This is a genomic window from Globicatella sanguinis NBRC 15551 (assembly GCF_001552295.1).
GTDB classification, from domain to species: Bacteria; Bacillota; Bacilli; order Lactobacillales; family Aerococcaceae; genus Globicatella; species Globicatella sanguinis.
Window position 1 is genome coordinate 1 of record NZ_BCQX01000024.1, and the last position, 21055, is coordinate 21055.

General features: G+C 34.9%; 16 protein-coding genes and 1 pseudogene. 3 read left to right on the top strand and 14 right to left on the bottom strand.

Going from position 1 to position 21055, the window contains the following annotated elements:
• Positions 1-22 precede the first annotated feature (22 nt).
• The gene (locus GSA01S_RS03300; RefSeq protein WP_066124858.1) at positions 23-985 is read right to left on the bottom strand and encodes a lactate/malate family dehydrogenase; all 963 of its coding nucleotides are present in this window, start codon (positions 983-985) and stop codon (positions 23-25) included.
• Between the two features lie 91 nt (positions 986-1076).
• A complete protein-coding gene (pgeF, locus tag GSA01S_RS03305) occupies positions 1077-1820 on the bottom strand; it encodes a peptidoglycan editing factor PgeF (RefSeq protein ID WP_066124859.1) in 744 nt (247 codons plus the stop codon).
• Positions 1821-2160: 340 nt separating this feature from the next.
• Here pgeF and GSA01S_RS03310 point away from each other — a divergent pair, with 340 nt between their 5' ends.
• Positions 2161-2772, top strand: a complete 612-nt coding sequence (locus GSA01S_RS03310) for an NUDIX hydrolase (protein WP_066124888.1) — start codon at positions 2161-2163, stop codon at positions 2770-2772.
• 324 nt (positions 2773-3096) lie between these two features.
• Here GSA01S_RS03310 and GSA01S_RS03315 read toward each other — a convergent pair whose 3' ends face one another.
• From GSA01S_RS03315 to GSA01S_RS03330, 6 genes and pseudogenes are all read right to left on the bottom strand, one after another.
• Positions 3097-5334: a beta-glucosidase gene (locus GSA01S_RS03315; RefSeq protein WP_066124861.1), complete on the bottom strand. Its 2238-nt coding sequence runs from the start codon at positions 5332-5334 to the stop codon at positions 3097-3099.
• Complete coding sequence (locus GSA01S_RS10690; protein WP_157064759.1) at positions 5307-5450, bottom strand: hypothetical protein; 144 nt, start codon at positions 5448-5450, stop codon at positions 5307-5309. The genes GSA01S_RS03315 and GSA01S_RS10690 overlap by 28 nt, the downstream gene beginning before the upstream one ends.
• A 33-nt stretch (positions 5451-5483) precedes the next feature.
• A pseudogene (locus GSA01S_RS11060) lies at positions 5484-5618 on the bottom strand (helix-turn-helix domain-containing protein); the annotation flags it as partial.
• Positions 5619-5755: 137 nt separating this feature from the next.
• Positions 5756-5965: a hypothetical protein gene (locus tag GSA01S_RS11065; protein WP_245631253.1), complete on the bottom strand. Its 210-nt coding sequence runs from the start codon at positions 5963-5965 to the stop codon at positions 5756-5758.
• A 216-nt stretch (positions 5966-6181) separates the two neighbouring features.
• Positions 6182-7024: an ROK family protein gene (locus GSA01S_RS03325; protein WP_066124866.1), complete on the bottom strand. Its 843-nt coding sequence runs from the start codon at positions 7022-7024 to the stop codon at positions 6182-6184.
• A 133-nt stretch (positions 7025-7157) separates the two neighbouring features.
• Positions 7158-7979, bottom strand: coding sequence for an aldo/keto reductase (locus tag GSA01S_RS03330; protein WP_066124868.1), 822 nt, complete (start codon positions 7977-7979; stop codon positions 7158-7160).
• A gap of 384 nt (positions 7980-8363) precedes the next feature.
• Here GSA01S_RS03330 and GSA01S_RS03335 point away from each other — a divergent pair, with 384 nt between their 5' ends.
• Positions 8364-9542, top strand: coding sequence for an ROK family transcriptional regulator (locus GSA01S_RS03335; RefSeq protein ID WP_066124870.1), 1179 nt, complete (start codon positions 8364-8366; stop codon positions 9540-9542).
• Between the two features lie 252 nt (positions 9543-9794).
• Here GSA01S_RS03335 and xylB read toward each other — a convergent pair whose 3' ends face one another.
• Together xylB and xylA are read right to left on the bottom strand one after the other, a co-directional pair.
• Positions 9795-11267 (bottom strand): xylulokinase, encoded by a 1473-nt coding sequence (gene xylB / locus GSA01S_RS03340; RefSeq protein ID WP_066124872.1) that lies wholly within the window; start codon positions 11265-11267, stop codon positions 9795-9797.
• A gap of 23 nt (positions 11268-11290) precedes the next feature.
• The gene (xylA, locus tag GSA01S_RS03345) at positions 11291-12598 is read right to left on the bottom strand and encodes a xylose isomerase (RefSeq protein WP_066124874.1); all 1308 of its coding nucleotides are present in this window, start codon (positions 12596-12598) and stop codon (positions 11291-11293) included.
• A 318-nt stretch (positions 12599-12916) separates the two neighbouring features.
• Here xylA and GSA01S_RS03350 point away from each other — a divergent pair, with 318 nt between their 5' ends.
• On the top strand, positions 12917-14611 hold the full coding sequence (locus GSA01S_RS03350) for a PrpR N-terminal domain-containing protein (protein WP_066124876.1): 1695 nt from the start codon (positions 12917-12919) through the stop codon (positions 14609-14611).
• Positions 14612-14747: 136 nt separating this feature from the next.
• Here the strand turns inward: GSA01S_RS03350 and GSA01S_RS03355 are convergent, their stop codons facing one another.
• The 4 genes from GSA01S_RS03355 to GSA01S_RS03370 all read right to left on the bottom strand — a co-directional run bounded on the left by GSA01S_RS03355 (position 14748) and on the right by GSA01S_RS03370 (position 21045).
• Positions 14748-17114 carry a phosphoketolase family protein gene (locus GSA01S_RS03355; RefSeq protein WP_066124879.1) on the bottom strand — a complete coding sequence of 789 codons (2367 nt, stop codon included), beginning with the start codon at positions 17112-17114 and terminating at the stop codon, positions 14748-14750.
• A 191-nt stretch (positions 17115-17305) separates the two neighbouring features.
• Positions 17306-18733: an L-arabinose isomerase gene (gene araA / locus GSA01S_RS03360; protein ID WP_066124881.1), complete on the bottom strand. Its 1428-nt coding sequence runs from the start codon at positions 18731-18733 to the stop codon at positions 17306-17308.
• A 16-nt stretch (positions 18734-18749) separates the two neighbouring features.
• A complete protein-coding gene (locus GSA01S_RS03365) occupies positions 18750-19445 on the bottom strand; it encodes an L-ribulose-5-phosphate 4-epimerase (protein WP_066124883.1) in 696 nt (231 codons plus the stop codon).
• 10 nt (positions 19446-19455) lie between these two features.
• Positions 19456-21045, bottom strand: coding sequence for a xylulokinase (locus GSA01S_RS03370; RefSeq protein WP_066124887.1), 1590 nt, complete (start codon positions 21043-21045; stop codon positions 19456-19458).
• Positions 21046-21055: the final 10 nt, after the last annotated feature.

Sequence of the window (21055 nt, forward strand, 5' to 3'; positions counted from 1 at the left end):
CTACTTCTTGCCCACTCCCTTTCTATATCCTTTTAGCTAAATCAATATTCGTTTGGATTGATATGAGAGACTCTTTTAATTTTGCTTGCTCCCATTCATTAAGTGCTATAGGTAAGACTTTTACAATGCCTTCTTTTCCTATAATGGTCGGTAGACTGTAAGCAATCGCTTCTGAGTGATATTCATTGGCTTCAACTACTGTACTTACGGGATAAATCATGTGATCATCTAACAGAATAGATTGTGTAATATCGATGGCTACTTGTGCGATAGCCGCATCGGTGACACCGTTTTTAGCTCTAAATACATCGTAAGCCGCTAATACTACCTTTTCCTTAATCTCATCTGGAGTCCGTTCTGTGATGTTAGGAAAGTACTGTTTTAGTTGTTGATAACCAATCCCCGCAATACTCGCATGACTCAAAGCAGGAAAGGCAGTATATCCATGTTCACCTAACATATAAGCTTGCACTGAATGGGGTGCCACATCATACATCTGGGCTAAAATATAACGCAGTCTTGCGGAATCTAAACTACAACCGGTCCCAATCACTTTATTTTTAGGATAGTCAAACTCGGTGGCCGCCATATACACAACTGTATCAGCAGGGTTTGTAATAAATAATAAAATTGGCTCATGAGTAACCTGAGTAATATTCGTCATAATTTCTCGAATAATATAGGCGTTTTGAGTTAACAACGCTTGTCGATCTTCTGGTAGTTCACCATTGGGATAAACATAGGACGCTGCAATAATACAAATATCGACATCGATTAAATCACTATATTGTCCCACATAGATTTTAGTATTATGCCGACTTAATAATCCTGTCGCATGGGCCTGATCCAACGCCTCACCAGTAGCCAATTCTGTACGGGGATCAATTAAAATAATTTCTGAAAATAAATGGGAATGAAGCGCACTTGCTAATACTTGCGTCCCCACATGTCCTACACCTATAATCGCTAATTTATGAGTTTTCATCCAATCGCCTCTCATCGTTTTTTAATTTTAATGATATACTAATTCATCTAATTTTTCAAAAAAATTTTACCCCAGGATAATCAGTTCATTTTTATGAAGGCAGCATGACTAGTAAGGCATTTAATTGGTAATCTTTACCTTCTTTTCTAGCTGAATGAAGTCTTTCACTCACAAATGTTGACTCGGTAGAAAAATCAATATTTTCTATTTTTACACCCGCTAATTTTAAAACTTCAATATTGGCCTGGATCATATCTAAAATGTATTTGTCACCTTTTGCTTTAAAATAACGATCGCGATTACCAATTGCTTCAAAAGCCTCATAAACTTCTGAACCTACCTCATAATGCTCTTGGTCAATTGAAGGACCGACATAAGCAATTAAATCAGAGACATCGGTTCCAAAATGATTAACCATCTTAACAATCGCTTGCTGACTAATTTTTTGAACGGTACCACGCCAACCCGAATGAAGGGCTGCTATTACCTTACTGATAGGATCATAAATAACAATCGGTGTACAATCCGCCATCCGTACTAAAAGAGCTACACCGGCTTCAGCTGTAATAAAGCCATCTGTTTCTGGTGACAGTGGATAACCTGCAAACAGAGGATGTTCACCTTTATCTGCATTGACAATCTCTACATTTGCACCATGCACTTGGTTACCATGATGAACTTGCTTTGGCTCTATGTTTAACGCATTTAATATTTTATTTAAAGATTGACGATAAACTTCTTCGCCAACTGATTGTTTAAAATTTAGCTCACTCCCTCCAATTGCATGGATAATTTGATAGTTGTTTAATTTTTTTGACGGTTGTTTAATAATCATCTGCCTCACTCCTCGCAATATATATTTAGAAGGTCATTTCACACCCTTCTGATTGTCTCTGTTTCTCTTAATTTTACCGAACATTATGTCACGGATAAGATTCTACCTGTTGTTAGGCTGGACAATTTTGAAGAAATCGAACAGGGTGACAATGGTAAACAAGCGAAGCGCACTAGCTAAGCCTCATTTGAATTCATAAAATGTTCAATTGTTCCTTCATATTACTTTTTTCAATCTTAGCACGAAGTGATTCAAACTGTCTATTTGACTTTAAAATTTGTTTCCGATAAGATGAGATTAATGTATTTCGAATTAGAAAGGAGTCGCCATGTTAAATAATATTGAACAAGCGTTAATCAGCTATCAAGCAAAACCCATTAGTCAAAAACGTATATATGCTGTCTTATTGCCTTTAATTAAAGTAAAGAACGAATGGCATGTCTTATATGAAGTCCGAAGTGAACAAGTGCCGCAACCTGGTGATGTTTCCTTTCCTGGTGGAGCAGTTGAAGCCAATGAATCACTTATCCAAGCAGCGATCCGCGAAACGACTGAAGAATTAAACATCTCAGAAAACCAAATCCAAATTCTAGGAGAAATCGATTATATCGTGAATGCTCAAGCGACCATTCATTGTTTTGTCGGCAGACTTTTGATAGACGATTATCAACAAATTACCCCCAATGAAGAAGTTGCTAAAATATTTTCCGTTTCTTTAAAAGACTTAATTAATCATCCACCTAGATACTATCAATTAGCGTCAGAAATCGTCCCTAATGAGGATTTTCCATTTAATAAAATCCGTAATGGCAAACAATATCGCTTTTCGCAACGTAGTAATGCGATTCCTTTTTATGATTTAACAGATGAAACAATCTGGGGAATGACAGCTCAATTCACCCATCGTTTCACGCAAATTATCACTCAAAACAAAAATAACAACGTTGAATAACGTAGTCCCTTGTTTTCAGTACAAGGATTACGTCCACTCAACGTTGTTAAAATTAGGTTCTATAATTTTTAGTGTTGGCGGAAGCTTCACCAGCGCTATTTTTATATGCAAAAAGCTCGTGATTTCCTCTAAAAATTAAGTTGTACACAAAAAAATATAGAGCCTTACTATTTACCAACATTACTTGCCTTAGAGCTCATTTTTTATCATTTCTCCCGCTACAAGTTGTAGAACCATTTTTCTTACTAAAATTCTTTGCTTCTTTTTGAGAAAATCAATAAAAAATATATAACCTAAGTTTATTCACATAGGCTTTCAATTAACCTAGCCTTTTATTTTTTGTATTAGATTTAAAACATTCAAAGCTGAATGTTGCACTTCTTTTAAAGTAATTCCATCGAGATGCTCTAGTGATTGAATTAAAGAATCATCAGATTCCTTCGTTACAAAATCTTTTCCACCAGGCATTAAAATATCAACTTGTGCTCTGACTCGATAAGCATTGTTTTCAACATGTTCGAAATTTGGATCTTTAGCCATTCGCATCCACCAATCAGTTAAGATACACCCTTGATATTTCCATTCATTACGTAAAATTTCTGTTGCTAAATCAAAATGATAATGAGCCCATACCCCATTTATCTTATTATATGACGACATGATTGAATAAGGATTAGATTCCTTCACGCAAATTTCAAAGCCTTTTAAATAAATCTCACGCAAAGCACGTTCCGATACGCGCGAGTCATTATAATTTCGATTTGTTTCTTGATTATTACATGCAAAATGTTTTGGGCAAGCTGCAACTGGATTACTTTGCACCCCGATAACATAACTTGCAGCCATTTTACCTGTTAAATAAGGATCTTCTGAAAAATACTCAAAGTTTCGCCCACCTAAAGGATTTCGATGGATATTCATCCCTGGTGCTAAAATCATATCGGAACCTAAGTCCAGTAATTCTTTTCCAAATTCAATCCCTATCACTTCCAGTAATTCTAAATTCCACGTACTTGCAAAAGCAGTACCACAAGGTAAAAGTGAAGCGTAATAATTTAAGCGAATACCTGCTGGACCATCTGTGGTAATAACCGGAGGAATTCCTTTTTGACGTAATGATTCAATCGTTCCACCAAACATTCCAGCATTCCCTTTCGGACCAAAGGGACTATTCATTGGTCCTTCACCGCGCGTTAAGGCGTCTAACTCTTCTTTAGAAAAAGAATGAATCAACTCTGATACTGTTTTACCGGTATCTAAGAAAGTCTCTTCAGAACTTACTTCTGATAAACTTTCCAGATGCTGCAACACTCTTTCCTTTACTGATTCTTTTTGTAAAGTTACGGGTTGATAAGTTTCAACCAATTGTCCTTCTTCCAACGTAGCAACTAAACGATTAAAATTTTCCACGGGAGCGGCAATTTGTTTCAATTTTTGAATTACTAATAATTTTTCTAAATGATAATTGCCCACCAATTCTAAGTTTATTAGACTATCGCCCACATAAAATTGATACTCTCCCGCCTCAAGAACATAGCTAAATGGATGACCTGTTACACCACTATCATCATAGGAAGCTAAGTCTTGTAGTTTAATTTCAAAATTCAAATTCTCTGTTTCACCAGGTTGAAGAAGCTCTGTTTTTTGAAATTCAATTAAATTGCGTTTAGGTTTTCCTAATTTTCCTTGTGGAGGCTCATGATAGACTTGAACCACCTCTTTACCCGGCATTTCTCCAATATTAGTCACAGAAACATTAATCGTCACACTTTTATCATTTACTAATAATTCTGAATCAATAGCAAACTGAGTATAACTTAATCCATAACCAAATGGATAAATAACTTTCTCAGGATGAAATGTTTCAAAATAACGGTATCCGACATAGATATCCTCTACATATTCTACATACTCTTCGTGACCAAACTGTTTAGCACTTGCATAATCTTCGTAATGGCGCGCAATCGTATCTGGCAATTTAGCTGAAGGATTCACATCTCCCATCAAAACATCCGCAATCGCATTGCCACTTTCCATACCACCTTGCCAAGCAAATAATATAGCTGAAAAGGCATAGTTTTCCGTCCAAGATAAGTCGATGACATTTCCACTATTGATAACTAAGACGACTTTTTCAAAATAATGGGTCACTTGATCAATCATTTGCTTTTCTTTTTGAGTTAAATAATAGCTACCTTCTTCCAAGATATTTTCACGATCTTCACCAGCCGCTCGTCCAATCACTATTAATGCAATTTCAGAATCTTCGCTAGCGGACTTTACTTCTTCATTCGATAACGTCATTTCCTCTAAGAAGCGTGGCCATTGTCCCCAAATACCATCTTCTACTATATTATTAGCAGAAAATGTTTGATATTTTTCTATTAAAACTTGATTTAATACTAAATCTTTTTCTTCTAATCCCTGAATAACATTGACTAAATAAGGTGGATTGACTTCCCCACCAGAACCATATCCTACATAAAAATAGTCTATTTGAGAACGTCCAAAAACTGCTAATTTGCTTTGTGCTTTTAAAGGTAATACACCCTCATTTTCCAAGCTGCTGCTTGTCTCAGTAATGCTGACATTTTAGGATTGATCTTTTTTTCTCCTAAAATCCCCTCTTTAATATTTATATGTTGTACTAATTCACTTACATTATCTTGGTTACTCATTGGTTTCCTCCCTACTTCCACTCACATTATTGACTATTTTTCTAATGTTATATAGTATTTATCGCGAAATTTCTTAGGTGTAATACCCACAAATTCTTTAAAATGCTTGATAAAATGGCTTTGTGATGAGAAAGAAAATTTGTTCGCTATATCCAATACAGACTCATCAGAAGACCGTAATTAATTCATCGCCAACTTTATTTTTTGTTGATTAATGTACTTACTGATAGGCATTCCCATTTCTGATTTGAATAATCTTGACAAATAGCTTGGTGTTACATCCAATTCCAATGCAATAACCTCAACTAAAATCCGATCCTGAATATGCGTATAATATACTTTTTACATTCTACAACATGTTTGGAAATCGCATCACTAATTTTTAACATTCGCATTTTATTAGTAAAATCCCAAACCATCTCATCATGAAGCTCATGAACTTCTTCAATCGTTTGTAAATTATCTAACTTTTGAATATAATAATCACTTAAACGAAAAGCGCGTTCAGGTTCCATTCCGTAATTACTACAATATCTTATTACCATGGCGGTAGTGATGACAAAATGATATTTAATATCTACTAAAGGATTTTGGATAGTTTACCTACGCCTTCAACTTCAATAAATTTATTTGCTCGTAAATTTTTATCTATCTCACCAAATTGTCATCTGCTACTGCTTTATAAAATAAATACTCTTCAGATAATTTGCGGTGTTTTATCCCTATTTGTTCTAATCTTTTGTATTTTCAAAATTAACCGCCGCACCAATTAAATTCGCATTTTGCAGAAATTCACAACGATCAATCTTAACCTTCAAATCACCCGCACCATTTGCTTTTAAATAATGGTCAAGCTTTTCTTGGATGGGGGATACAAAATCATCTCTTTGTGAGATACCCCCTCCAATTAAAATGAGTTCAGGGTCCAGCATTAAGGCCACATTATACATACTTCTAGCCAAAGTATCATAGACTTCCTCAGCACCTACCTTCGCTTGTTCATTCCCTTTAGCTGCTAAGTCGAATAACTCTTTACCGGATTCAAAATGATAACGTTTAGCTGTTTCTACCGGACTAGCAATTTGACTCAATGTTTTTTGACCATCCATTAACATATACCCTATTTCGCCACCAAATAGATTCGCCCCTTTAACAAGTTGTTTATTAATACTAACAGCTCCACCAATTCCCGAACCAATAATATAAAAAACGACATTGTTTAAGTCTTTTGCTCTGCCATAATAAAGTTCTGCTAAAGCCGCTGAATTCGCATCATTTTCAATGGTTACTTGTTTATTGAATAATTCTGTCAATTCTTTAACAATTTCAAAATTATGGATATAAGGAATGGCACTAATGCCTTTAATCACCCCTAATTTTGAATCGACAGAACCAGGCGAACTAATACCGATCCCTTCAACATCAGCGAATTTAGTTGCCACTTGTCCCATTTGTTGTTTCATTTCATCCCAAGTTGTTGGGGTTTTAAACGATCCAGTATTCGTTATCTTGTCGTTATCCCAAACACCATATTTGACAGCTGTTCCTCCCATATCAAAACAGAGTATTTTCATTTTTCTTCCCACCTTCATCAAAATAAACTAACCTTCTCTCTTTGAAGATTAGTTTATCATTTTTGCGTTCAAGTGACTAGAGCGCTTTCTTATATCCTATATTTTTTATCAAAACTTACTAATAATTTGCATTTTATTGAATAGAGTCTAAATATTCCATATCTTCTATTTCAATTTCAAAATCTAATTTCGCATTCTCAATAATATATTTTTCATGAACAGATTTTGGTAGAGGTAAAATGTCTTTTTCTAATAAATAGCGAATGCAAATTTGCGGAATTGATTTTCCATATTTAGAAGCCATCTTTTCAATCTGTTCATTGCCTAATAGTCGTCCAGTAGCAATCGGTGAATAACCTTCAACTAAAATATCATTGGCTTTACAAAACTCTAACACTTCTGGGTTGGTATTCCCGATATGATATATAATTTGGTTGACCATCGGTTTAACTTTACAAACTTCCATAATATTTTCTAAATCTTTAACATCAAAGTTAGATACCCCAATCGCTTTGATACTTCCTGCTTCATAAGCTTCTTCTAAAGCACGCCACACTTCACGGTTTTCTTCAAAATAATTCAACTTTTCCGGATTTTCATGCATGATTGCCCATGGACGTGGGGCGTGAATTAACATTAAGTCAATATACTCTAAATCTAATTCTCTTAAAGCTTGTTCAATGCTCTCTTTGGCTTCTTGATAAGTTTTACGTTCAGCCGGCACTTTGGTCGTCACATAAACGTCCTCGCGTTTTAATCCAGAATCTCTAACTGCTTGACCAACCTCTGTTTCATTACCATAAACAATCGCAGTATCAACGTGGGTATATCCATTTTTTAAAGCAAATAACGTTGCATTATAAGCATCTTCAGGTGCTGATTGCCATGTCCCTAATCCTAATTTAGGAATTTTAACACCATTATGCAGTGTAAAAGTTTCCTCTAAAATTGTCATTATGTATCCTCCTTATGTTTACTATTACTTATAATTATAATGGTAACGCTGTCTTTTGTATAGAAGAATTAATAAAAATTGATAATGCGATGGTAAGCCTCTTTAATTCAGAACACTACCATTATAAAAATAATCTTTATATTTGTTCTTTAACTTTATATCTGCTCTTATTGTATATAATATAGATGCCCTCTTTCGTGGTAAATGGTGCAATTATGATTAGTAATATAGTTTTACTTGACTTGAGTTTGTTAGCGTGATAAACTAACTTAAGTACAATTTTATTACTTTTATTTTGATTATGAAATATTTAATCTTATTATCCCTAAGATAAAAATAATACTTATCATACAATTACAGTAATATTAAAATAGGAGAAAATCTATGATTTCATCAGTATATAGTATTAGAAATAACAACGAGTCTTTAGTATTAAAAGCCATCATTGAAAATGGCCCTATTTCACGAGCAAGTCTTTCTGAATTAACAACTTTAAACAAAGCTTCTATCTCATCAATTGTCAAAACCCTGATCGAGGAACGCCTTGTTAATGAAACCGGAATCGGTAATGCTAGTTCTATGGGTGGTCGTAAACCAATTTTATTAGAATACAACAGTTCCTCAGGAGCAGTTGTTGCAATGGATATTGGCTACAACTATATCAATGTTCTGGTTACTTTCTTAGATGGAAAAATCATTTTGGAACAACAACTAAGAAAAATTGAAATTAACACAAACACCATTAATGACTTATTAACCGACATTTTAGACTACGTTATAGAAAATGTTCCCAAAACAAATAAAGGGATTATTGGATGTGCACTTTCAATTCACGGTATCACGCAAAACAACACGATTAATTTCTCTCCAATTTATGATTTAATTGGGGATGATTTATACCAATTCTTATCAAATAAGTATGACTTCCCATTTTATTTCGAAAATGAAGCAAACTTAGCTGCTTTAGGAGAGTATACTTTCGTTTCACGCGTAGAAGATTTACTATGTATTTCGATTCACGGTGGAATTGGACTAGGTATTATAGAAAATGGGTTGCTTCATCATGGCAATGCTGGAAAAGCTGGTGAGATAGGACATTCGATCATTTTCCCTGATGGTAAAGCTTGCCGTTGCGGTAACAAAGGTTGTCTAGAAAAATATGCTTCTCAACAAGCAATTTATGAAAGTGTCGCCGAATCGTTTGATATTGATATTAATAAAATAAACTCAGATTATGTAGTTAAAATGCTATCAACAGACCATAGAGAACCACTTTTAGAGTTACTTCGAGAAAAAGCCATGTACTTAAGTTTATGTATAAATAATATTATTCTTTTCCATGACCCAGAAGTTGTTTATATTGACAGTTCTTTATATGAAAAAATTCCTGAATTACTAACATTTATTTATGATTCCTTAAATAGTCGTTTCACCGAAGGCGTTAAAATAAAAACTTCCGCTTTCGAAGGACGCTCTACTTTATTTGGAGGTGTAGCGCTAGTATTACGTAACTTCTTAAATATCCCAGTCTTTAAACTTGGAAATTATCAACAAGAAAACTAAATTACTGAAAAAGTTAAACACCTATTAGAGTGACTTTTTACAATCATATTCTAATAGGTGTTTTATTTGAATTATATAATTATTAATGTTGGCGGAGAAATCAGTGTCACTCTTTTTAAACTCTAGCTACTCTATTATTTGATCCATTTTTAGTTATTTATTCATTTACAAAATCAAACAAATATTATTCGCCTAATTTACTTTCTTATTACAAACATTCATATATAACTATACAACATCTTAACTAAGGGGCTAAATTTGTTTAATTGCAGGATATACTTTTTGATATCTTTCATAAACTTCTTGATATTTCGTTACATTGTCGGCATTGGGTTGATAACTCTTGTCATATTTCACAAATTTAGAAATACAATCTTCTACAGAATCCACCACTCCACTACCAATGGCAGCCAACATCGCTGCACCTACACCTGGTCCTTGCTCTGTTTCTAGTGTAATAATCTCAGCGTTAAATATATCTGCTTGCATTTGCAACCAGTCTTTATTTTTGGCTCCACCACCTACAGATACTAACCGATCAAACTCTTGATTGGAAACATTACTCATAATCATTTGGGCGTCTTTTAAAGAGAAAGTAATCCCTTCTAAAACTGCTCTGGCAAAATGTTTTAATCCATGACGAATATCGATATTGGTAAAACTTCCACGAATTTCACTATCATTATGCGGAGTACGTTCCCCGGTAATGTAAGGGGTAAATAATAATCCTTCTGAACCTGGTTCTATTTTATCAATCCCTTCAAGTAATTCTTCAAATTTTAAATTGCTTGCAAAGGTATTTTTGAACCAGTTTAATGAATTTCCAGCTGCCAATGTCACTCCCATAGCATAATATAAATCGGGAGCACTATGATTAAACAGATGGACTTTCCCTTTATAATCAACTTCGGCTGTTGGTTCACTTGCCAAGAACACACCACTCGTTCCAATTGAAATCATACCTAATCCTTTATCAACTATCCCTGCACCTAAAGCAGCACAGGCATTATCGGCTCCACCGGCATGAACACTCACATCATGAGTAAAGCCATATCGTTCTTTTATGTCAGTTGTAATTGAGGCTACTTTATCGATTGAACGATGCAAGGTTGGTAAAATTGAACGGTTAATATTAAATTGAGTTAAAATATCTTCCGACCAATCCAATTTTTCTATATCCAATAAAAGAGTACCCGCAGCATCCGAATAGTCCATTGAATACTCTCCGGTTAGACTATAAACCAAATAATCTTTTGGTAGCATTAAATGCTTCGTTTTCTGCCAGTTTTCTAGTTCATTTTCTTGAATCCATAAAATCTTTGGTAATGTGAAACCTTCAAGTGCTATATTTTTAGTAATCGCTAATAACTCAGGTCCAAATTCCTCCATAATGGTTTGACATTGTTTTGTGGTTCTGACATCATTCCATAAAATAGCCGGTCTTATCACTTCGTTATGTTGGTCGAGTAAGACTAAACTATGCATTTGACCAGAAAAACTAATGGCAACAAGACGCTCTGAAAAATCATCAACACGATTGTTCAACTCATCCATTACATTAAACATAGCCTCTTTCCAATCCAATGGATTTTGCTCACTATACCCTGGTTTAGGCTGTAATAAAGCATAATTTTGATCAGCGGTGGTGATTAATTCGCCAGATTCATTAAATAATAAACCCTTTAATGACCCTGTTCCTAAGTCAATACCTAAAACATAACTCATCTGTCCCACCTCAACTTTCTAAATTAGAACAATAAATCGTTTAAACGAGACTTCACAACTTCTAAATGACTTGATTCTAAATGGATGTCTTGATTTTCTAGGGCATAAGCTGTTAAGCTTTCTAAATCTTCTGCTCCATCTACAATGCGTTTACCAATTCCTTCAGTATAACTTGCATAGCGGTTTTCACGTAATTCATCTAAGTAACGTGTTTCTTTTAATTTCGCTGCCGCTTTTAAGCCTCGTGCATAGGTATCCATACCAGCAATATGCGCTAATAATAAGTCTTCCATTTTATGGGATGATCGTCTTACTTTTGCATCAAAGTTAATACCACCTGGTGCAATACCTCCATTTTCTAGGATTTCATACATGGTAAAGGTCGTATCATACACATTTGTTGGGAATTCATCCGTATCCCAGCCTAATAATAAATCACCTTGGTTAGCATCAATTGATCCTAATGCTTGATAGTTACGCGCAACATTTAATTCATGTTCAAAGGTATGACCCGCTAATGTCGCATGGTTGGCTTCTAGGTTTAATTTGAAGTCCCCTTCTAAACCGTATTTTTGAATAAAGGCCATCGTAGTTGCTGCATCAAAGTCATATTGATGTTTTGATGGTTCTTTTGGTTTTGGTTCAATTAAGAATTGTGGTTTATGACCAATTTTTTCGCCATAAGCAATCGCCATTTTGAATAAACGCGCAATATTATCTTGTTCTAAAGCCATATCAGTATTTAATAATGACTCGTAACCTTCACGACCACCCCAGAATACATAGTTCTCGCCACCTAATTTTTTACTGATGTCTAAGCCTTTTTTCACTTGGGCTGCCGCATAAGCAAATACATCTGCATTATTAGATGATGCTGCACCATTGTTATAGCGTGGATGAGAGAACATATTAGCGGTATTCCATAATAATTTAATTCCTGTTTCATCCATTTTCTCTTTAATTAAATCAGTAATTTCATCTAAATTTTGGAAGAATTCTTCTAATGAATCACCTTCTGGTGCAATATCCACATCGTGGAAGCAGAAATATTCTACACCTAATTTTGTTAAGATTTCAAAGAAAGCCTCTACACGATTACGCGCTGTATCCATTGGTGTTTCACCAAACCAAGTACGTTCATTAACGGGGTTACCAAATGGATCGCTACCATCTTGGGTCATGGTATGCCAATAAGCAACTGCAAAACGTAAATGTTCTTTCATTGTTTTGCCTAAAACCACTTCTTCTGGGTTATAGTGACGGAAAGCAAATAAATTATTTGTTTCTTTGCCTTCATATTTAATTTGACTAATCTCTGGGAAATAACTCATTTTTCATTCTCCTCTTCTTTTAAGGTTTGTTTGTCTAATAAACTAACTAAATAAATTGTAACGTTTTCATATGTTATTGTCAATACTTTTTATAAATTATTTTATTTGTTCTCAATATAAACATCATTAAAAATAAATGTGTGGTTATTCATCTTTTTTTAATGTTTGAAACTTTTTCAACTTAATATGACTACTATCCGTTCTTTTTGAATAGCTTTTTTGACGTTTACAAAAAATAAATTTATTTTCGTAAAAAAGAACCTGTTTCGTCCTCTTTAAATGCTATAATCTGTTCAAAATGAACAGGTGGTGTATAATATGAAAATTAATCTTTTAATTATTTGTAGCGATTCAACCATTATCACTAAAATCCAACATGTCATGCATGATTTTCCTAAAATTAACTATCTTATTGAGAATTTGAGTTATCAAAATTTAAAAAAATTTTTAATAAGTAAACGCAATCAATTTGATGTCCTTTTAGTTCATGGTATTTTTAACCAACCGATTGCTGAGGAAACCGGCTTACCAACCTATTATTTGCGTGAAAATACAACGGATATCTTAATGACTATAAAGTTATGTCAAAATAATTCGCATCAAACGATTATTTATACTACTGATTCTCTTTATAAAGAAACTAAACAAGTTGTTGACTCACTCGATGTCGCAATACCCGTCATTGCGATTCATTCGTGGGAGCATTTAACCACTGAATTAAATAAATTGACTGAGAAAGGATATTCTATATTGATTACTGATTCCTATTTATATCCAATTACTAACTTAACTAGTTATGAAACTTTAACCTATGTAATCTCTAGCGAAACCATCAAGCGTCTAATAAAACATATCATTGAGGTTGTGTTACCAATTAAAAGGGTAAAATTTTACAATTCACTGTTAAAGTATTTACTCACTAAGAATCAAATTGACTATTTAATTTATGATGATCAACAACAATTATTATTTGAACACGAGACATTAAATTTTAAATTACCTCTCTCTCCTTCCATATTAGATTTATCCAATCAAAATTATGAAACAGAGGAAGATAAATTTGTTTTTGAAAATCAAATTTACCATCTTTATTCAAAAAAGAAAAAGCAAAGTATGGTTGAACTCGTACATCCTGCAGTAACGCTTCATTCTCTAACAGAACTTAATGAATTATTGCCAAATACCTACCTTCGACCTGTGTTAAATAAATATTTAGATAATATAAAGTTTAGGAAAATTGCTTCGAACTATTCCACATTCTTTGTCTATGGTAATCGGAATACCTTAAAAAGCTTAATGGGGGTGGTAATCAGTCAATATAATAATTTAACCACTCAGAATTATTATCTAATGGATTGCCGTCAATTTGATTCAAACTGGTGGATTCTCGCTCCAACTTTGCTATCACAATACGATACTCGTTATATTTTTCAACATACTGAGTGCCTGTCCGAATTTGACCAAGATAAATTAATACAAGTTGTCAATAATAACTTACAAAATCAACATTCTTGTTGTATTTATCTTTATGAAGCTGAGGAATCAAACACTTACGTACGAAATTCAATTTATTATCAATCTTTTCCCATAAGAATGCTCAATCTAAATGAGTATGTTGAGTTTGATGTAATCATCCGCTTGATGACGCATCATTATTGTCAAATAATGGATAAAACCATCTTTCATTATGATCAGCCTGCACTTGAACTACTAGAATCTTACCACTGGCACTCGAACTTTGCTCAACTTGAAACAGTCATTAAATGGATTGTTTCTTCCAATGAAGAAATCCGTGTGACCGCAAATCACATAAAAGAGAGTCTCAAAATTGTCCAAATGAATCAATTTAAAAAATCATATCTCAAGGATGCAACAATGACCAACAATCTTAAACTAGATGAATACATTCGAGAAATTATTCAAACAAAATTAAAAGAATTTGGCAATAATAAGGAAAAAACTTCCCAAGCATTAAACATCAGTCGAAGTCGGTTAAATCGCTATTTGAAATAAATGGCTGCATCATTTAGAGAGTTGATAGACATATAATCTTTAAATCCTCTTTAACATTGAGCCAAATAAATAAATGCCCTTAGGTAAACAATTATTACCTAAAGGGCATATGCATGATACATAATAAATTAAAGCATTATTTGATTAATGATTCCCATTTCCAATCTAAAACTTCCGGAATATCACTTCCATGTTCACGGATATAATCTGTATGATAGGCAACAGTATCTAACATTTTTTCTTTAAACGCTCCCGCTGCATCACCATAAACAGCCTCAGCTGCATCTTTTGCTAAATGGAAACGATCAAGTTCTGATAATACACGCATATCAAATGGTGTGGTAATATCCCCATTTTCACGGTAACCGTGGATTGAAATATGATGATTTTGACGTTTAAAGAATATATCACGGATCATCCCTTCATAACCGTGGAAAGCATAGATAATCGGCTTATCAGTTGTGAATAGGTTATTAAACTCATCGTCAGTCAATCCTCTAGCATCAACTTCTGGATGGCGTAATTTCAATATATCGACTATATTAATAAAGCGAATCTTCATTTCAGGGAATGCTTTATTTAATATTGATATGGCTGCGAGTGCTTCTAAGTTTGGCTCCGTTCCGGCCGCTGCAATGACCACATCTGGAGTTTCTCCATTATCAGTAGATGCCCAGTCAATTACTTTATAGCCTTTTTCTACCAATTCTTGCGCTTCATCAGCTGAGTAAAATTGTGGACGTGGATGTTTTGAAGAAACAATTAAATTAATTTTATCTTCGTCTTGTAAAGCTTTATCCATTACAGCCAATAAACTATTGGTATCCGCTGGTAAATATTCACGAATAAATTCAGGTGTTTTTTCAGCTAAATGTGTTAATAAATCTGGATCTTGGTGCGTATAACCATTATGATCTTGTTGAAATACTGTAGATGTCGCAATCAAGTTTAATGAAGGATAATTTTTACGCCATGGCGCATGTGTTTTAGACTTACGTAACCATTTGAAGTGTTGAGTAATCATGGAATCGACTACTCGCAAGAATGATTCATATGACGCAAAGAATCCATGACGTCCAGTCAAAACATAACCTTCTAAGAATCCTTCTGCTTGATGCTCGGATAATTGTGAGTCAATGACGCGACCAACTGGTGAAATCCATTCATCATATTCTTTATTCATACGACCTAACCATTGACGATTAGTCGCATCAAATACATGTTGTAGGCGATTAGATTTTGTTTCATCTGGTCCGAAAATACGGAAGTTTTTTGGGTTTTCTTTTATTAAATCAGCCGCATATTTGCCTAATTCAATCATATCTTGTGCGATTATTTCACCAGGTTGTCGTATATCTAACGCATGTTGTCTCCAATCGGCTGTGTTCATCTTTTCAACAATCCCTGCATTCGTTACAGGATTCATTGACATTCTACGTTGGCCTTTTGGTGAAAGAGCTCGAATTTCTTCTTTTACATATCCTTTTTCATCGAATAATTCTTCAGGCTTATAAGATTCTAACCATTCCACTAAATATGGAGCAGTCGTCATATCTTTACCTGTAACTGGAATTGGAACTTGATGGGCTCTAAATCCGCCTTCAATTGGTTCGCCATTCCATTCTTTTGGACCCGTCCATCCTTTAGGTATTCTTACAATAAGTACTGGCCATTTTGGTTGTGTTGCTTCTTCAGCTGGGTGTTTTCTCGCTTTGGTTTGAATATTTTTAATTAATTCAATTGCTTCATCTAATTTTTTGGCCATTTGCGTATGAACCACTTCAGGATCTGTTCCACCTACAAAAATAGGGGTCCAACCCAATCCATTGAACATATCCATTAATTCTTCATTAGTTTTACGCTCTAAAATAGTTGGATTATGAATTTTCCCACCATTTAAATATAAAATCGGTAAAACAGCACCGTCATTCACAGGGTTGATAAATGTATTTGAGAACCAGCCAGCCGCTAGTGGTCCTGTCTCAGCTTCACCATCTCCAACTACTGTTGCTGCAATTAAATTTGGATTATCTAAAATCGCACCGGTAGCATGAGAAAGAGAATAACCTAATTCTCCTCCTTCATGAATTGACCCTGGTGTTTCAGGCGCAGCGTGTGAAGCAATTCCTCCAGGAAAAGAGAAAATTTTACATAATTGTTTTAAACCAGCTTCATCTGGTGTGATTTCTGGATATAGTTCTGAATATGATCCATCAATAAATGAATTGGAAACCATCACTTGTCCACCGTGTCCAGGTCCTTCAATATAGAACATATCTAAATCATACTTGTTAATTACACGATTTAAATGAGCATAAATAAAATTTTGACCTGAAATAGTCCCCCAGTGTCCAATTGGCGTTAATTTTACATCTTCTCTAGATAACTCTCTACGCAATAAAGGATTATCTTTTAAATACATCTGTGCCACTGAAATATAGTTCGCTGCTCTCCACCATTTATCTACTTTTTCCAAGTAGCTTCTATCATCATAATTAGTCATTGTTGACTCCTCTCAATAAGTACTGCTTACATCTTCAGTTAGTTTGTGACCTAAACCAACTTACAGATGTATTGTAAAATGACAATAAATTTATGTCAATAGTTATATAAAAAATTCACAAATAGGAGGATAAATAAAAGGCTATTTCTCCCTATGGATACAAATAGCCCGCCTCATTAATAATTAAAATTCTATCTTATCACCACATACTCCAAGCCAACTAACTTAGCCCATGCAACTAATTGATCTGTCTTTAAAGCTAATGAAACAACGGTATGGTGGCCTCCACCCGCTTCAATCCAAGCGTGCACACCTTCCTTGAAGCTTGGCAATACTTCCCACATTACGCGTGCGACTGGTAATTTAGGCGCCGGTTCTTCAGGTGTAAAGGCTTTAACTTCATTGATTAATAACTTATAGTGTGTCCCAAAATCGGCAATAGAAGCCACAACTCCGTCACCAGCTTTGCCATCAAATACCAGTCTGGCCGGATCATCTTTCCCACCAATGCCAAGAGGTGCGACTAATATTTTTGGCTTATTGACCGCTAAACTTGGATCTACTTCTAGCATATGAGATTGTAAGATAGCTTCTTTCCCTTCAGCTAGTTCATAGGTATAATCTTCCATGAAGCCTGTAGCCGTATTGTGAGACATTACTTTCATGAAACGATCTAAAGCGGCAGTTTTCCAATCGCCTTCTCCCGCAAAACCATACCCTTGAGCCATTAATCGTTGAACCGCTAAACCTGGTAATTGTTCCATACCCCATAAATCTTCAAAATTACTAGTAAAGGCTGTATAACCACCATCATCTAAGAAACGTTTTAAGGCAATTTCATAACGTGCTTGAGTCTTAACATGTTTTTCCCAGACCTCTTTTTCGTAATCAGCATAATCAAAATCATAGAGCTTTTCATATTCAGCAAATAATTGATCGACTTCTTCATCAGTCACCTTCTCCACCACGGCAACCAAATCCCCAATGCCATAATAATCGACCGTCCAGCCTAATTGAATTTGGGCTTCCACTTTATCTCCTTCAGTTACCCCTACATTACGCATGTTATCACCAAAACGAGCCACTTTTAAATTAAAACTTTCACCATAAGCTACTGCTAAATCCATCCAACGGGCAATTTTTTGTTGAACATCTGTATTTTTCCAATATCCGACTACGATTTCATTATTTTTTTGCAAACGAGCATTAATAAAACCATACTCGCGATCGCCATGGGCAGATTGATTGAGGTTCATAAAATCCATGTCAATAGTAGACCATGGAATTGATTCATTAAATTGAGTTGCTAAATGTAATAATGGTTTTTGTAATAATTTAGTTCCACGAATCCACATCTTCGCTGGTGAGAATGTATGCATCCAAGTAATAACACCGGCTACTTCATCACGATAATTAATTTCTTTCATTAATTTTGTGATAACATCAGCAGATACCGCTAATTCTTCTTGAAACACCACTGGATAAGGTAAATTACCTTCTTTATTTAAGTGATCAATAATAGTACGGGCATCTTTTCTTACCTCTTCTAATGCTTCTGGTCCATATAAATGTTGGGACCCTACTACTAACCAAAACTGTTTATTTGATACTTCTAACATCTACATCCCTCTTTCATTATTTTTGCCCATAGTAGGCATCTTTTCCATGCTTTCTTTGATAATGTTTTTCCAATATATAGTTCGGTAATTCTGGGGCATCAGAATTCAATTGCATTGTATAAAAGTTCATTTTACAAACTTCCTCTAATACAACCGCATGCATCACAGCATCTTTGGCATCTTTGCCCCATGTAAAAGGTCCATGCCCTTTTAATAAGATACCGGGGACTGCCAAGGGTTGAATCTTACGTTCAGTAAGTGTCTCAACAATCACTTCACCTGTATTGGCTTCATAACCTGCTTCGACTTCTTCTGAGGTTAAATAACGAGCACAAGGGACTGTTCCATAAAAAGTATCCGCATGAGTGGTACCAAAGCATGAGACATCTTTTCCTGCTTGTGACCAAACGACAGCCCAAGGTGAATGTGTATGCACAACTCCTCCGATATCTGGATAATGACGATACAAGGCCGCATGTGTCAACATATCAGAAGAAGGTCGATTTGTTCCTTCAACGATATTTCCATCAAAATCACAAACAACCATATCCTCTGGTGTCATCACATCATAATCTACTCCTGAAGGCTTAATGACAAATAATTTTTGCTCATGGTCGGCTTGACTAACATTCCCCCATGTATATTTAATTAAGCCTCTTTTTGGTAATTCTAAATTCTCTTCATAAACGATTCTTTTTAATTCTTCTAACATTTGATTCTCCTCAAGATTTAAAATAACTAATGGCTGCTTTTTCGATTGGTAATCCTAATTTATAACTTGATAAATAGGCTTTTGCGTTCTTGACTTCTTCTCCTTCAGGCTGAACGGTAACATTTTCTATTTCCTTAAAGACAATTGTTTCTAAATACTCATTTAAAGTTAAATCAGCATGGTTTAAATAATCGGCTAATAACGCCATTCCCCAGGCACCACCTTCATTTGAAGTTGTTGTAACCGTGACGGGAATATTTAAAATATTAGCTAAAATAGTTTGCGCCACTTTAGGGGTAGTAAAGATACCACCATGACCTAGTAATTGATCAATCTCGATTTGTTCATTTTGGGTTAATAATTCCATCCCAATGGCCAGTGTACTAAAAGCTGATAGTATTTGAGATTTAAATAAATTCGCTAAGTTAAATTGACTGTTAGGTTGACGGACCAGTAATGGTCGACCTTCTTCAATTTGGATAATATTTTCTCCTGAGAACAGTCCATAGTTTAATAATTGACCACAGTTTGGGTCACCTTCTAATGCTTGATTAAATAATAGTGTATACGTTTGATCAAGAGATAATGGACTCCCCGCCTTTTGAGCAAACTCATAGAAGAGATTTACCCAAGCATTAATATCCGAGGTACAGTTATTAGCATGTACCATTGCCACATCATCTCCGCTTGGAGTGGTAACCATATCAATCTCAGGATATATATTACTCAAGGGTTGTGCGAGTACAATCATAGCAAAAATAGAAGTACCTGCTGAAACATTACCTGTTTTCGGACTCACACTATTGGTCGCAACCATGCCGGTTCCTGCATCACCTTCCGGAGGGCATAGACGACTTCCTGGCTCTAAATCACCCTCTGGATCAAGCAACAAAGCGCCCGCTTGTGTTAGTTGCCCTGCATCTTGACCCGCAATGAGCACTTCAGGCAATACCATTTTAATCTGCCATGGAAATACTTTGCTCTCAATCAATTTATCAAACTGCATCAATTTTTCTTTATCATACTGTTGAGTTGTCGAATCAATTGGAAACATCCCAGAAGCATCTCCTACTCCTAGTACTTTTCTATCTGAAAGCAACCAGTGGATGTATCCGGCTAAAGTCGTCATAAAATCTAATTCATAAAGATGGGGTTCTGAATCCAAAACTGCTTGATACAAATGAGCGATGCTCCAACGTTCCGGTATATTAAAATAAAATTCATCCGTTAATAATTTGGCAGCTTCTGTTGTATTATTATTGCGCCAAGTTCTAAACGGTACTAACAGATTTCCGTCAGCATCGAAAGGTAAATAACCATGCATCATCGCGCTAATGCCGATTTGTCCAATCTTCGTTAAGGTTACTCCATATTGATCTTTTACTGCTGCTTTTAGATAGGTAAAGCAAGTTTGTAGTCCTTCAATGATGGCATCTTGACTATACGTCCAAAAACCATCTACTAATTGGTTTTCCCATTGATAAGAACTATCGGCTAATAATTTTTGTTGGTCATCGATTAAGATGGCTTTAATTCTAGTAGAACCGAATTCAATTCCTAAACTTGTTTGTCCGAGCAATATTTTTTCTTTTATTTCCATTTAATCACCT

Excerpts from the sequence above, each read along its gene's own strand:
- GSA01S_RS03300 (WP_066124858.1), bottom strand. The coding sequence starts at position 985 with ATGAAAACTCATAAATTAGCGATTATAGGTGTAGGACATGTGGGGACG.
- pgeF (WP_066124859.1), bottom strand. The coding sequence starts at position 1,820 with ATGATTATTAAACAACCGTCAAAAAAATTAAACAACTATCAAATTATC.
- GSA01S_RS10690 (WP_157064759.1), bottom strand. The coding sequence starts at position 5,450 with ATGAGTAACCAAGATAATGTAAGTGAATTAGTACAACATATAAATATT.
- GSA01S_RS11065 (WP_245631253.1), bottom strand. The coding sequence starts at position 5,965 with ATGGAACCTGAACGCGCTTTTCGTTTAAGTGATTATTATATTCAAAAG.
- GSA01S_RS03325 (WP_066124866.1), bottom strand. The coding sequence starts at position 7,024 with ATGAAAATACTCTGTTTTGATATGGGAGGAACAGCTGTCAAATATGGT.
- GSA01S_RS03330 (WP_066124868.1), bottom strand. The coding sequence starts at position 7,979 with ATGACAATTTTAGAGGAAACTTTTACACTGCATAATGGTGTTAAAATT.
- GSA01S_RS03335 (WP_066124870.1), top strand. The coding sequence starts at position 8,364 with ATGATTTCATCAGTATATAGTATTAGAAATAACAACGAGTCTTTAGTA.
- xylB (WP_066124872.1), bottom strand. The coding sequence starts at position 11,267 with ATGAGTTATGTTTTAGGTATTGACTTAGGAACAGGGTCATTAAAGGGT.
- xylA (WP_066124874.1), bottom strand. The coding sequence starts at position 12,598 with ATGAGTTATTTCCCAGAGATTAGTCAAATTAAATATGAAGGCAAAGAA.
- GSA01S_RS03350 (WP_066124876.1), top strand. The coding sequence starts at position 12,917 with ATGAAAATTAATCTTTTAATTATTTGTAGCGATTCAACCATTATCACT.
- GSA01S_RS03355 (WP_066124879.1), bottom strand. The coding sequence starts at position 17,114 with ATGACTAATTATGATGATAGAAGCTACTTGGAAAAAGTAGATAAATGG.
- araA (WP_066124881.1), bottom strand. The coding sequence starts at position 18,733 with ATGTTAGAAGTATCAAATAAACAGTTTTGGTTAGTAGTAGGGTCCCAA.
- GSA01S_RS03365 (WP_066124883.1), bottom strand. The coding sequence starts at position 19,445 with ATGTTAGAAGAATTAAAAAGAATCGTTTATGAAGAGAATTTAGAATTA.
- GSA01S_RS03370 (WP_066124887.1), bottom strand. The coding sequence starts at position 21,045 with ATGGAAATAAAAGAAAAAATATTGCTCGGACAAACAAGTTTAGGAATT.